The following is a 13,161-nucleotide window of genomic DNA, read 5'->3' as shown; positions in this document are numbered from 1 at the left end:
CCCCACGCATGCCCAAGTCGCCATCCTCCGTCGTCGGAACCGCTCCGGCGAGCCCGGCGAAGCCCGTCGATCCCACCTCCGCCTCCGCTGCGGTCCCGGCCGTGCCGTCGGCCGACGTCACCCCGCCGGCCAGCTACGAAGCCGGCCTGCAGGAACTGGAACGGCTGGTCAACGAGCTCGAATCGGGCCAGCTGCCGCTCGACCGGCTGCTCGTGAGCTACCAGCGCGGTGCCTTCCTGCTGTCGCACTGCCGCGACCGGCTGCAGGCGGTGGAGGACCAGATCAAGGTGCTCGACGCCGGCACGCTCAAGCCGTGGTCGGCCGAATGAGCGCCGAGGGCGCCTGGACGGCGCAGCGGCTGGCCGCCTGGAGCGCGCCGCACCTGGCACGCGTGGAGGACGCGCTGTCGCGCTGGGTCGGCGTCGATTCGCCCGCGCAACTGGGCGACGCCATGCGCTATGCGGTGCTCGGCGGCGGCAAGCGCCTGCGGCCCCTGCTGGTGCTGGCGGCGGGCGAAGCCGTCGGCGGCAGCGACGCCGCCGCCCTGCGCGCGGCCTGCGCGACCGAACTCATCCACGCCTACTCCCTGGTCCACGACGACCTGCCCTCGATGGACAACGACGTCCTGCGCCGCGGCAAGCCCACGGTGCACGTCCGGTTCGGCGAGGCCGGCGCCCTGCTCGCGGGCGACGCGCTGCAGGCGCTGGCCTTCGAGCTGCTGACGCCCGACGACGAGCCGGCGGTCACGCCGCGCATGCAGGCCACGCTGTGCCGGCTGCTGGCGCGCGCCGCCGGCAGCCAGGGCATGGCGGGCGGGCAGGCGATCGACCTGGCGAGCGTGGGCGTGACGCTCGACGAGGGCCGGCTGCGCGAGATGCACCGGCTGAAGACCGGCGCGCTGCTGCAGGGCAGCGTGGAGATGGGCGTGGCCTGCGCCACCGCCGACGTCGCGCCCGCCGCGGCCCGGGCCCTGCGCGACTACGGCGCGGCGTTGGGCCTGGCGTTCCAGGTCGTCGACGACATCCTCGACGTCACCGCCGACTCGCAGACCCTGGGCAAGACCGCCGGCAAGGACGCCGCGGCCGACAAGCCGACCTACGTCTCGCTCCTGGGCCTGGACGGCGCCCGCGCCGAGGCCGCCGCCCTGCTGGAACGCTCGCTGGCCGCGCTGGAAGGCAGCGGCTTGGACGACACCGGCGCGTTGCGCGCGCTGGCACACATGGTCGTCGACCGCGACCGATAAAGACAACCACACATGGCCGAGCTGCTCCCCACCATCCACGACCCCTCGGCGCTGCGCGCCCTCGACCGCGATCAGCTCAAGCAGCTGGCCCACGAAGTGCGCGCCTGCGTGCTCGACAACGTCTCTCGCACCGGCGGCCACCTGAGCTCGAACCTCGGCACGGTCGAGCTGACCGTCGCGCTGCACCACGTCTTCCACACGCCGCACGACCGGCTGGTGTGGGACGTGGGCCACCAGACCTACCCGCACAAGATCCTCACCGGCCGGCGCGAGCGCATGCCCACGCTGCGCCAGCAGGGCGGCATCTCGGGCTTCCCGCAGCGCAGCGAGAGCGAGTACGACACCTTCGGCACCGCCCACTCGTCGACCAGCATCTCGGCCGCGCTCGGCATGGCCATGGCGGCCAAGCAGAAGGGCGAGGACCGCCACGCCGTGGCCATCATCGGCGACGGCGCCATGACCGCGGGCATGGCCTTCGAGGCGCTCAACAACGCCGGCGTGTCCGACTGCAAGCTGCTGGTGATCCTGAACGACAACGACATGTCGATCAGCCCGCCCGTGGGCGCGCTCAACCGCTACCTGGCGCAGCTCATGAGCGGCAACTTCTATGCCGCCGCCAAGAACGTCGGCAAGAGCGTGCTGCGCGCGGCGCCCCCCCTGTTCGAGCTGGCCAAGCGCTTCGAGCAGCATGCCAAGGGCATGGTCGTGCCGGCCACGCTGTTCGAGCAGTTCGGCTTCAACTACGTCGGCCCGATCGACGGCCACGACCTCGACTCGCTGGTGCCCACGCTGGAGAACCTGCGCCTGCTCGACGGCCCGCAGTTCCTGCACGTCGTGACGAAGAAAGGGCAGGGCTACAAGCTCGCCGAGGCCGATCCGGTGGCCTACCACGGGCCGGGCAAGTTCGACCCGCAGATCGGCCTGGTCAAGCCGCAGACGGCGCCGCGCCAGACCTTCACGCAGGTCTTCGGCGACTGGCTGTGCGACATGGCCGCGCACGACGGCCGGCTGGTGGGCATCACGCCCGCGATGCGCGAGGGCTCGGGCATGGTCGAGTTCGAGCGACGCTTCCCCGGCCGCTACCACGACGTCGGCATCGCCGAGCAGCACGCCGTGACCTTCGCGGCGGGTCTGGCCTGCGAGGGACTCAAGCCGGTGGTCGCCATCTACTCGACCTTCCTGCAGCGCGCCTACGACCAGCTGATCCACGACGTCGCGATCCAGAACCTGCCGGTGGTCTTCGCGCTCGACCGCGCCGGCCTGGTGGGCGCGGACGGCGCCACGCATGCGGGCGCCTACGACATCCCGTTCCTGCGCTGCATCCCGAACATGAGCATCGCCTGCCCGGCCGACGAGGCCGAGTGCCGGCGCCTGCTGACGACCGCCTACGAGCAGGACCATCCGGTGGCGGTGCGCTATCCGCGCGGCGCCGGGGCCGGCGTCGCGCCCGCGCTCACGCTGGACGCCTTGCCCTTCGGCCGGGGCGAGGTCCGGCGCGAGGGCTCGCGCATCGCGATCCTGTGCTTCGGCACGCTGCTGCACCCGGCGCTCGAGGCCGCCGAGGCGCTGGGCGCCACGGTGGTCAACATGCGCTGGGCCAAGCCGCTGGACGTCGAGCTGCTGCTGCAGGTCGCGGCCGCGCACGAGGCGCTGGTGACGCTGGAGGAGGGCGCCATGACGGGCGGTGCCGGCGGTGCCGTGCTGGAGGCGCTGCAGGCGGCCGGCATCGTGCGGCCGGTGCTGGTGCTGGGCCTGCCCGACGTCTTCGTCGAGCATGGCGATCCGGTGCGGCTGATGGCCGGACTGGGGCTGGACGCGGCGGGCATCGCGCGCTCCGTCGAGGAGCGATTCGGCATCGCGACGCCGGTGGCCGCGCCCGCGGCGGCGGCCTCGGCGGCCCTGTCCTGAGCGGGGAAATCCGCAGGGTAAACCCCGGGCGATCGGGTGGATGCGCTTTTTTACAATGGCGCCGGCCCACAAGGTCTGGAACGCGGCTCTGGCCGCGTTTTTCTTTTCCCCCTCGCTATTTCGGAGTCAATTCCCCATGGATCGTCGTTCCCTCATCAAGCACGCGGGCATCGCCGGCGTCCTGGCCGCGGGCATCGCACCGGCCGTGCACGCGCAGGCGGCCGTGCGCTGGCGTCTGGCCTCGAGCTTTCCCAAGTCGCTGGACACCATCTTCGGCACGGCCGAGGTGTTCTCCAAGAAGGTCAGCGACATGACCGGCGGCAAGTTCCAGATCTCGGTGCATGCCGGTGGCGAGCTGATGCCGGCCTTCGGCGTGGTGGACGGCGTGCAGAACGCATCGGTGGAGATGGCGCACACGGCGCCCTACTACTTCTACGGCAAGGACCCGACCTTCTGCCTGGGCTGCGCGGTGCCCTTCGGCTTCAACACCCGCCAGATGAACGCCTGGATGTACGAGGGCAACGGCCTGAAGCTCATGCGCGAGTTCTACGCCAAGTACAACATCATCAACCTGCCCGGCGGCAACACCGGCGCGCAGATGGGCGGCTGGTTCCGGAAGGAGATCAAGTCGGTCGCTGACCTCAAGGGCCTGAAGTTCCGCACCAACCCCTTCGCCGGCCGCGTGCTGGAACCCTTCGGCGTGATCCCGCAGTCCATTCCCGGCGCCGACCTGTACCCGGCACTGGAGAAGGGCACGCTCGACGCGCTGGAGTGGGTCGGCCCCTACGACGACCAGAAGCTCGGCTTCAACAAGGTCGCGCCGTTCTACTACTACCCCGGCTGGTGGGAAGGCGGCCCGCAACTCGACTTCTACATCAACACCAAGGCATGGGAAGGGCTGTCGTCCGAGTACAAGGCGGTGGTCGAAGCGGCGGCCTCGCACGCCAACATCACCATGACGGCCAAGTACGACGCGCGCAACCCCGTCGCGCTCAAGCAGCTCGTGGGCTCGGGCACCAAGCTGCGGCCGTTCCCGCAGGACGTGATGAACGCGGCCTTCAAGTCGGCCCAGGAGATCTACGCCGGCCTGAACAACACCAACCCGGAGTGGAAGAAGATCTACCCCGACTACGCGAAATTCCTGGCCGACCAGAACGCCTGGTTCCGCTTCACCGAAGGCACCTTCGACCGCTTCATGCAGCAGCAGAAGCTGTGAATAAATCTTCTGCGCGTCCCGATCTCGCACCTGCGGTCCTCGCCGTACGTGAGTACGGCTGCGGTCCTCGATGCGACCTCGGGCCTGCTCGACAACGATTTCTTCACAGCTTCTGAAGCGAGGGGCGCGGGGCGCTCTCCGGAACGGATTCCAAGGCCCCGCCGGTCGCATCGGCGGGGCTTTTCTCGTTTCAGGCGCGCGGCGGCAGCATGGCGCGCCCGGCGTGCTCGCCCACGCGCTGCGCGAAGGCGGTGAGCAGGGCCGGGTCGGCCGACTGGAACCAGCCGATGGCGCCGTTGCGGCGCTTGACCAGCAGGCGCGGCGCGATCACCTTCTGCAGCGGCGCCCAGTGCACGAGCTTGAGCTGCACCACCTCGCCGGCGTGCGCGCGGCGGTTCCAGAGCCAGGTCTGGGTCAGCACGTCGCCGTCGAGCCGCGTGCGGCTGCGCACCACCCAGGCGCCCATCCACACCACGCCGACGCCCGCGAGCGCCAGCACCGCCAGGCTGCCGGCCGACCACGTCGCCGCGCGCAGGGCCGGCAGGCTCCACAGCGCCAAGCCGACGACGTCGACCACGATCACCACCGACAGCACGCGCAGGAACACCGGATAGGCCGGGCTCTCCAGCACCGGCCGCGCGGCCTCCGCGGGGGCCGTCGCCGGCGCGCCGTCCGGATGCGGCGCCACGGGATCGGATGCCGTCACCGCGGCGGCGCCGGTTCCGGCTCCGGTGCGGCGGGCGTGGCGGGCGCGTTCTGGCCCGGCTCGGAGGTACCGAACGGGTTCTCCATGTCGATGTTGCCGCTGTCGGGCTGCTGGCCCTCGGTGGGCATCTCCAGCTGCACCTTGTCGGTGTCGACCACGACGGCCTTGTCGAGGAAGACGGTGACGGTCTGCGGGAAGAAGATCACGATGCCCACCAGCAGCAGCTGCATCGCCACCCAGGGGATGGCGCCGAGGTAGATGTCGCGCGACTCCACCTTGCGCGGCAGCGCGCCGTTCTTGAACAGGGTGTCGGCGATGCCGCGCAGGTAGAACAGGGCAAAGCCGAAGGGCGGGTGCATGAACGAGGTCTGCATGTTCACGCACAGCAGCACGCCGAACCACACCATGTCGATGCCCAGCTTGTGCGCCACGGGGCCGAGCATCGGCAGGATGATGAAGGCGATCTCGAAGAAGTCGAGGAAGAAGGCCAGGAAGAAGACGAACACGTTGACCGCGATCAGGAAGCCGATCTGGCCGCCGGGCAGGCCCGAGAGCATGTGCTCGATCCACACCGCGCCGTCCACGCCCTGGAACACCAGCGAGAAGACGCGCGAGCCGATCAGGATGAACACCACCATCGCCGTCATGCGCATGGTGCCCTCCATGGCGTCCTTGAGCAGCGACCAGGTCAGCCGGCCGTGGATGCCCGCCAGGATCAGCGCGCCGACCGCGCCCATCGCGCCGGCCTCGGTCGGCGTGGCGATGGCGTGGTCCATGAAGGGCAGGCCGCCCATCGAGCCGAGCACCGCGAAGATCAGGATCGCCGAGGGGATGATGCCGCGCAGGCACTTGCCCCACAGCGCCCAGCCGTGCAGCGTGCGCGCCGAGGGCGGCAGGCCCGGCACGTGGCCGGGGCGCAGGCGCGAGACCAGGAAGGTGTAGGCCGCGAAGATCAGCACCTGCAGGATCGACGGGCCCCAGGCACCCTTGTACATCTGGCCGACGTCGGTGCCGAGCTGGTCGGCCATGACGATGAGCACCAGCGAGGGCGGCACCAGCTGCGTGATGGTGCCCGAGGCCGCCAGCACGCCGGTCGAGTAGCGCATGTCGTAGCCGTAGCGCATCATGATCGGCAGCGAGATCATGGCCATGGCGATGACCTGGCCGGCCACGGTGCCGGTGATGGCGCCCAGCACGAAGCCCACGATGATCACCGAGTAGCCCAGGCCGCCGCGCACCGGGCCGAAGAGCTGGCCCATCGAGTCGAGCATGTCCTCGGCCAGCCCGCACTTCTCCAGCACCGCGCCCATGAGCGTGAAGAAGGGGATCGCCAGCAGGGTCTCGTTGGACAGGATGCCGAAGACGTTGAGCGGCAGGTTGGCCATGAAGCCGGCCGGGAACCAGCCCATCTCGATGGCGACGAAGCCGCTGAGCAGGCCCAGCGCGGAGAGCGAGAACGCGACCGGGAAGCCGATCAGCATGATCACCACGAGCCCCGCGAACATCAGCGGGGCGAAATTTTCCATGTGCATTTTGGGAGGCTCTCGCGGGGGTCAGGCGATGTCGGCGGGGAGGGCGTCGGCGACGCGGCGTGGCGGCGTGGCGGCGGCGATCATTGCAGCGGCTTCTCGTAGTGCGTGCTCATCTCGATGTCGCCGCGCAGGTAGGCCACGCGCTTGACGATCTCGGCCACGCCCTGCAGGAACATGGTGCCGAAGCCCACCGGCATCAGCAGCGCCGCCGGCCAGCGCACCAGGCCGCCGATGTTCCCGGAGATCTCGTTGGTCTGGAACATGTTGAGGAAGAACGGCCAGGTCAGGTACGTCATCAGGCCCATCACCGGCAGCAGGAAGAAGGTCAGGCCGAAGAGGTCGACGTACACCGGGCCGTTGCCCTTGAGCTTGCCGTAGACGATGTCGACCCGCACGTGCTCGTTGAAGCGCAGCACCACCGGCGCGCCCAGCATCACGGTGGCGGCGAAGAGGTACCACTGGATCTCCAGCCACGCGTTGTTGCTGAAGTCGAAGCCGTAGCGCACGAGCGCGTTGCCCGCCGAGATCAGCGAGGCGGCCAGCACGGTGACGCCGGCGATCTTGCCGAGTTTCTCGCTGACCCAGTCCATGAGGGTCGCGAATCGAAGGAGTGCGGACAAGGTGGAGGTCTCCGGGGCGATGTGGGCGCCGGGCGTTGTCGGACAACGCCGCGCAAAGCCCGCGATGGTAGCCCCCGCACCCGCGTTGGTGCCGACAAACCATCGACGGGTTTTCCCTGAGAGCGACCCCGGGAACATAATCCGCCGATGCCCCCCGCACCCGACCCCACGGCTCCTCCACCGCCCGGCCGGGCGCGCCCGGCCCACCCGCGCAGCATCGACGGTCCCGACATGCGCGCCGCCGGGCGCGAACTGCTCTCGCTGGCCCTGATCGACGCGCGCAACCGCACCCTGCACCTGCTGTCCCTGTGCGCCGACGCGCCCGACGCGCTGTGGCTCGCCGGCCACGCCGGCTGGTTCAGCGAGTGGTGGATCGCCCGCAACACGCAGCGCGCCTTCGGCCTGGCCTGCTCGCCGCGGCCGACGCGGCTGGCCTCCGTCGAGCCGCGTGCCGATGCCTGGTGGGCGCAGCGGCCGGCCGGCCCGGCGCATGCCTTCCCCGGCGTGCTGCCCGACGCCGACACCACGCGCGCCTACCTGCTCGAGACGCTGGAGAACACGCTCGACATGCTCGAGCGCGCGGTCGAGACCGACGCCGGCCTCTACTTCTACCGGCTCGCGCTCTTCCACGAGGACCTCTGCGGCGAGGAGCTGGTCGTGCGGGCGCAGACGCTCGGGCTGCCGCTGGACCTGCCGCTCGACGCGCCGCTGCTGCCGCGCGACGCCGTGCCGCTGCCCGCGACCGCCTGGGCGCTCGGCCGCTCTGACGAGGGCTTCGCCTTCGCGCAGGAATGCGGCATCCAGGAGGTCGAGGTGCCGGCCTTCGAGATCGACGCCCAGCCCGTGACGTGGTCGCAGTTCGCCGAGTTCGTCGACGACGGCGGCTACGACCGCCTCGAATTCTGGCGTCCCGAGGGCGCCGAGTGGCTGGTGCGGCAGGCCGAGGGCCGGCGCGCGCCGCGCCACGTCGAGCACATCGGCGTGGCGCACCAGGGCACCGGCGGCGCCGTCACGCAGCGCCGCTTCGGCCGTGCCGTGCGCCTGGCCGGCAACCGCAGCGCCGTCCACCTGAACTGGTGGGAGGCCGACGCCTGGGCGCGCTGGGCCGGCCGCCGTCTGGCCACCGAGGTGGAATGGGAGATCGCCGCCCAGGCGGCCGCGCACCATGGCTTCCGCTGGGGCGACGTGCACGAATGGACCGCCAACGTCCTGCGCCCCTGGCCCGAGTTCCGGCCCGATCCGTGGAGCGCCGGCACCGCGCTCGACCCGCGCCCGGCCTTCGGCCACGCCCGCGTGCTGCGCGGCGCCTCGCTCGCCACGCACGCGCGCCTGCGTTCGCCGCAGCGGCGCGGCTTCGCGCTGCCAGCGTGGGACGAGGGCTTCGTGGGGTTCAGGACCTGCGCGGTGTGACCTCCGCGATCGCGTCGTAGCCCAGCGGACTGAATTCGACCAGGCAGAAACCGTGGCCGAAGGGATCGGCGAACAGTGCCAGCCGACCGAAGGGCTCGTCGGAAGTCACTCCCTCTTGCACCGCTCCGGCACGCGTCGCGCGCGCGATCGCCGCGTCGAGGTCGTCGACCACGAAGTCGAGGTGCACGGGCGACCAGTGCCGCCGGTAGCGACGCGTGTCGTCTCCCGCGGGGCCGATCGGTGTTCCGGACGCCTTCTCGAGCAGGTAGATCGGCACGTCGGCGCCCCGCAGTTCGACCACGCCGCCGCCCGCGAAGCGGCGCCCGATGCGCAGGCCCAGCGCGTCCGTGTAGAAGTCCAGGCCCTGCTGCAGGTCCGGCACGTCGATGTTGACCAGCAGTCCCGGCATGCGTCGGCTCCGTCTACAGCGCCGTCGCCTGCCGCACCGCCCGCTCCCAGCGCGCCATCGCCTCCTCGGCCTGGGCGCGTTCCATCGTCGGGATGAAGCGCCGCTCGACGCGCCAGAGCGTCGACAGCTCGGCGGTGTCGGCGAAGACGCCGCAGGACAGGCCGGCCAGGCAGGCCGCGCCCAGCGCGGTGGTCTCGACGACCTCGGGCCGCACCACCGGGATGCCCAGCAGGTCGGCCTGGAACTGCATCAGCAGGTCGTTGACGCAGGCGCCGCCGTCCACCCGCAGTTCGGTCACCGGCGCGCCGCCGCCGGCCACCGCGTCGCGGCTCATGGCCTGCAGCAGCGCGGCGCTCTGGTAGGCGATGCTCTCCAGCGCGGCGCGCGCGATGTGGGCCACCGAGGTGCCGCGTGTCAGGCCGGTGATGACGCCGCGCGCTTCGGCGTTCCAGTAGGGTGCGCCCAGCCCGGTGAAGGCCGGCACCATCATCACGCCGCCGGCGTCGGGCACGCTCTCGGCGAGCGACTGCACCTCGGCGCTGCCCTGGATGGCCTTCAGGCCGTCGCGCAGCCACTGCACCACCGCGCCGCCGACGAAGACGCTGCCCTCCATCGCGTAGCGCGGCCGCGCGTCGGTCTGCGCGGCGCTGGTCACCAGCAGGCCGTTGCGCGACGGCCGGAAGGCCTCGCCGGTGTGCATCAGCAGGAAGCAGCCGGTGCCGTAGGTGTTCTTGGCCATGCCGGCGTCGAAGCAGGCCTGGCCGAACAGGGCGCTCTGCTGGTCGCCCGCCACGCCGCCGATGGGCAGCGCGGCGCCGAGCAGGTCGGCGTCGGTGTCGGCGAAGTGCGCGCTCGACGGCCGCACCGCCGGCAGCAGCGACGCCGGGATGTCCAGCAGCGCCAGCAGCTCGGGGTCCCACCGGTTGCGGTGGACGTCGAAGAGCATGGTGCGCGAGGCGTTGCTGACGTCGGTGACGTGCACCCGGCCGCCCGTGAGCCGCCAGATCAGCCAGCTGTCGACGGTGCCGAAGGCGAGTTCGCCGCGCTCGGCCTGCGCGCGGGCGTCGGGCACGTGGTCGAGCAGCCAGCGCAGCTTGGTGGCGGAGAAGTAGGCGTCGACGACCAGGCCGGTGCGCTCGCGGATCAGCGCGTCCGCGCCGTCCTCGCGCAATCGCGCGCACAGGGGCTCGGCCCGCCGGTCCTGCCAGACGATGGCGTGGTGCACCGGCTGGCCGGTGCGGCGGTTCCACAGCACGGTGGTCTCGCGCTGGTTGGTGATGCCCACGGCGCGGATGTCGCGCGCCGCCAGCCCGGCCTTCGTCAGCACCTCGCGCGCGGTGGCGAGCTGGCCGGCCCAGATCTCCTGCGGGTCGTGCTCGACCCAGCCGGGTTGCGGATAGATCTGCGTCAGCTCCTTCTGCGCCACCGCGACGATGCGGCCCCGGTCGTCGAACACGATGCTGCGCGAGCTGGAGGTGCCCTGGTCGAGGGCGAGCAGGTAGGTCATGGCGAGGGTGTCTCCGGGTGTTCCATCAGGCGCCGGCGATCTCGCAGCGCACGCCGGCGCGCTCGAGCAGTTCGGGGAAGGGCGCGGGCGGCGCGGCGTCGGTGAACAGCCGGTCGATCTGCGCCAGCGTGCCCAGCTCGATCATGGCCGGCCGGTTGAACTTGCTCGCGTCGGCCGCCAGCCACACCTCGCGGGCCTGCGCGATGATGGTCTGCGCCACCTTCACCTCGCGCAGGTCGAAGTCGCGCAGCGACCCGTCGGCCTCGATGCTGGAGACGCCGATGAGCGCGATGTCGACCTTGAACTGGCGGATGAAGTCGATCGTCGCCTCGCCCACCACGGCGCGGTCGCGCGAGCGCACCGAGCCGCCCGCCACGATCACCTCGCAGGCCGTGTTGCCGCTCAGGATGGTCGCCACGTTGAGGTTGTTGGTGATCACGCGCAGGCCGGCGTGGCGCATCAGCTGCCGGGCGATGGCCTCGGTGGTGGTGCCGATGTTGAGGATCAGCGAGCAGTCGTTGGGCACGCAGGCCGCCACGGCGCGCGCGATGCGGGTCTTGGCGTCGGCGTGGAGCGAGGCGCGCTGCGGGTAGGCGATGTTCTCGGTGGTCGACAGCCCCGGCAGGCGCACGCCGCCGTGGAAGCGCGCGAGCAGGCCGTCGTCGGCCAGGCGCTGCACGTCGCGCCGCACCGTCTGCAGGGTCACGCCCAGCATCTCGGCGAGCTGCTCGACGGTGGCCGAGCCGCGGCCGCGCACGATGTCGAGCAGCTTGATCTGGCGGGGATTGGTGTTCACGTGGAGCGAAGGGTGGGGCAAGCGAGCGAAATGCGCGTTACTTTAGAACGAACGAAAACGAATCGCTCTAAGGGAAAGCTATGAGAAAAATCGCGCCCAAAGGAAACAGAATGAATGAATACGAAAGCGCCGGCGATCCGGCGCGTGCCGTTCCCCCGTCTTCCGTCATCGCTTCGAACCCTCCCTCCACCGTGACCGCTCCCGTGCGCCAAGCCCCCGGATCCGATGCCGACGACTGCGACGTGCTGGTCATCGGCGGCGGCATCAACGGCTGCGGCATCGCCCGCGACCTGGCCGGCCGGGGCTGGCGCGTGACGCTGTGCGAGCAGGACGACCTGGCCTCGCACACCTCCTCGTCGTCGACCAAGCTGATCCACGGCGGCCTGCGCTACCTGGAGTACTACGAGTTCTCGCTGGTGCGCAAGGCCCTGCGCGAGCGCGAGGTGCTGCTCAAGAGCGCGCCGCACATCATGTGGCCACTGCGCTTCGTGATGCCGCACGACCCGGCGACGCGGCCGGCCTGGATGATCCGCATGGGCCTGTTCCTCTACGACCACCTGGCCAAGCGCGAGGTGCTGCCGGGCTCGCGCGGCATCGACCTGCGGCGCCATCCGGCGGGCGGGCCGCTCAAGCCGCGCTTCCGGCGCGGCTTCGTCTACTCCGACGGCTGGGTCGACGACGCCCGGCTGGTGCTGCTCACGGCCATCGACGCGCGCGACCACGGCGCCACGATCCTGACGCGCACGCGCTGCACCCGCGCCGTGCGCACCGCCGACGGCTGGACCGCCACGCTCGACGGCCCGGCCGGCGCGCGCACCGTGCGCGCCCGCGCCGTCGTCAACGCGGCCGGCCCGTGGGCCGAGGCCTTCCTGCGCGGCGTCGCCGAGTCGGCCCGCGGCGAGACCATGGCCACCAAGAGCCTGCGGCTGGTCAAGGGCAGCCACATCGTGGTCGGGCGCCTGTTCGACCACGACCATGCCTACATCTTCCAGAACCCCGACAAGCGGATCATCTTCGCGATCCCCTACGAGGACGCGTTCACCCTGATCGGCACCACCGACGTCGAGGTCCGGAGCGACGACCCCGGCGCGGCCCGCGCCAGCCCCGAGGAGATCGCCTACCTGTGCGAGCAGGTCAGCCGCTATTTCGAGCGGCCCGTGACGCCGGCCGACGTGGTCTGGACCTACTCCGGCGTGCGGCCGCTGCTCGACGACGCCTCGGGCGACCCGTCGGCCGTCACGCGCGACTACCTGCTCGAGGCCAACACCGCCGGGGCGCCGCTGCTGTCGGTGTGGGGCGGCAAGATCACCACCTTCCGCAAGCTGGCCGAGGACGCCGCCGACGAGGTCGGGACCCTGCTGGGTCGAGGGCCCGCGCAGCGCCCGGCGTGGACCGCCGGCGCCTTCCTCGCCGGCGGCGACCTGTCGGGCTGGATCGGACCGCGCCGGCGCGGCTCGCGGCCGGTGGAGGAGTTCGAGCGTTTCATCGCCGCCGTACAGGCACGCCATCCCTGGCTCGACGCGGCGCTCGCGCGCCGGCTGGCGCACGCCTACGGCGCCCGCATCGCCGACCTGCTGGGCGACGCCGCGTCGCCGGCCGACCTGGGCGCCGAGGTCGCGCCCGGCCTGTACGAGCGCGAACTGCGCTTCATGCAGGCCCACGAGTGGGTGCGCACGGCCGACGACGCGCTGTGGCGCCGCTCCAAGCTGGGCCTGCGCTACACGCCGGAACAGCGCGCGGCGGTCGGGCAATGGCTGGAGCGGCACGCGACGGACCCGGCGCCCGCGGGCGACTAGCACCAGAGACGACGAAGC

At 71.4% G+C, this 13,161-nt stretch carries 12 protein-coding genes; 6 read left to right on the top strand and 6 right to left on the bottom strand.

Going from position 1 to position 13,161, the window contains the following annotated elements; all coding sequences use genetic code 11:
- Positions 1–101 precede the first annotated feature (101 nt).
- From xseB to ABID77_RS06195, 4 genes are all read left to right on the top strand, one after another.
- Positions 102–329 carry an exodeoxyribonuclease VII small subunit gene (gene xseB, locus ABID77_RS06210; RefSeq protein ID WP_429593320.1) on the top strand — a complete coding sequence of 76 codons (228 nt, stop codon included), beginning with the start codon at positions 102–104 and terminating at the stop codon, positions 327–329.
- Positions 326–1,243 (top strand): polyprenyl synthetase family protein, encoded by a 918-nt coding sequence (locus ABID77_RS06205; RefSeq protein ID WP_429592368.1) that lies wholly within the window; start codon positions 326–328, stop codon positions 1,241–1,243. Before xseB ends, ABID77_RS06205 begins: the two co-directional genes overlap by 4 nt.
- A gap of 12 nt (positions 1,244–1,255) precedes the next feature.
- The gene (gene dxs, locus ABID77_RS06200; RefSeq protein WP_429592365.1) at positions 1,256–3,151 is read left to right on the top strand and encodes a 1-deoxy-D-xylulose-5-phosphate synthase; all 1,896 of its coding nucleotides are present in this window, start codon (positions 1,256–1,258) and stop codon (positions 3,149–3,151) included.
- Positions 3,152–3,287: 136 nt separating this feature from the next.
- On the top strand, positions 3,288–4,367 hold the full coding sequence (locus tag ABID77_RS06195) for a TRAP transporter substrate-binding protein (protein WP_429592362.1): 1,080 nt from the start codon (positions 3,288–3,290) through the stop codon (positions 4,365–4,367).
- Between the two features lie 190 nt (positions 4,368–4,557).
- On the opposite strand, the gene ABID77_RS06190 is transcribed toward ABID77_RS06195, so the two are convergent.
- From ABID77_RS06190 to ABID77_RS06180, 3 genes are all read right to left on the bottom strand, one after another.
- Positions 4,558–5,073, bottom strand: coding sequence for a hypothetical protein (locus ABID77_RS06190; RefSeq protein WP_429592359.1), 516 nt, complete (start codon positions 5,071–5,073; stop codon positions 4,558–4,560).
- Positions 5,070–6,605, bottom strand: coding sequence for a TRAP transporter large permease (locus ABID77_RS06185; protein ID WP_429592356.1), 1,536 nt, complete (start codon positions 6,603–6,605; stop codon positions 5,070–5,072). The genes ABID77_RS06190 and ABID77_RS06185 overlap by 4 nt, the downstream gene beginning before the upstream one ends.
- Positions 6,606–6,685: 80 nt before the next feature.
- The gene (locus ABID77_RS06180) at positions 6,686–7,225 is read right to left on the bottom strand and encodes a TRAP transporter small permease subunit (protein ID WP_429592353.1); all 540 of its coding nucleotides are present in this window, start codon (positions 7,223–7,225) and stop codon (positions 6,686–6,688) included.
- A 147-nt stretch (positions 7,226–7,372) separates the two neighbouring features.
- Here ABID77_RS06180 and ABID77_RS06175 point away from each other — a divergent pair, with 147 nt between their 5' ends.
- A complete protein-coding gene (locus tag ABID77_RS06175) occupies positions 7,373–8,635 on the top strand; it encodes an SUMF1/EgtB/PvdO family nonheme iron enzyme (protein WP_429592350.1) in 1,263 nt (420 codons plus the stop codon).
- On the opposite strand, the gene ABID77_RS06170 is transcribed toward ABID77_RS06175, so the two are convergent.
- From ABID77_RS06170 to ABID77_RS06160, 3 genes are read right to left on the bottom strand one after another with little or no spacing between them, the layout of a single operon-like run.
- Positions 8,616–9,044 carry a VOC family protein gene (locus ABID77_RS06170; RefSeq protein ID WP_429592347.1) on the bottom strand — a complete coding sequence of 143 codons (429 nt, stop codon included), beginning with the start codon at positions 9,042–9,044 and terminating at the stop codon, positions 8,616–8,618. The genes ABID77_RS06175 and ABID77_RS06170 overlap by 20 nt on opposite strands.
- Positions 9,045–9,057: 13 nt before the next feature.
- Complete coding sequence (gene glpK / locus ABID77_RS06165) at positions 9,058–10,551, bottom strand: glycerol kinase GlpK (RefSeq protein ID WP_429592343.1); 1,494 nt, start codon at positions 10,549–10,551, stop codon at positions 9,058–9,060.
- Between the two features lie 25 nt (positions 10,552–10,576).
- Complete coding sequence (locus ABID77_RS06160) at positions 10,577–11,347, bottom strand: DeoR/GlpR family DNA-binding transcription regulator (protein WP_429592340.1); 771 nt, start codon at positions 11,345–11,347, stop codon at positions 10,577–10,579.
- A gap of 110 nt (positions 11,348–11,457) precedes the next feature.
- Here ABID77_RS06160 and glpD point away from each other — a divergent pair, with 110 nt between their 5' ends.
- The gene (gene glpD, locus ABID77_RS06155) at positions 11,458–13,143 is read left to right on the top strand and encodes a glycerol-3-phosphate dehydrogenase (protein WP_429592337.1); all 1,686 of its coding nucleotides are present in this window, start codon (positions 11,458–11,460) and stop codon (positions 13,141–13,143) included.
- The last annotated feature ends 18 nt before the right edge of the window (positions 13,144–13,161 follow it).

The sequence above is a fragment of the Variovorax sp. PvP013 genome (assembly GCF_050435945.1).
Lineage (GTDB): Bacteria > Pseudomonadota > Gammaproteobacteria > Burkholderiales > Burkholderiaceae_C > Variovorax.
The sequence above is the reverse complement of the archived record's forward strand: the minus strand, read 5'-3'. Positions and strand labels throughout refer to the sequence as shown.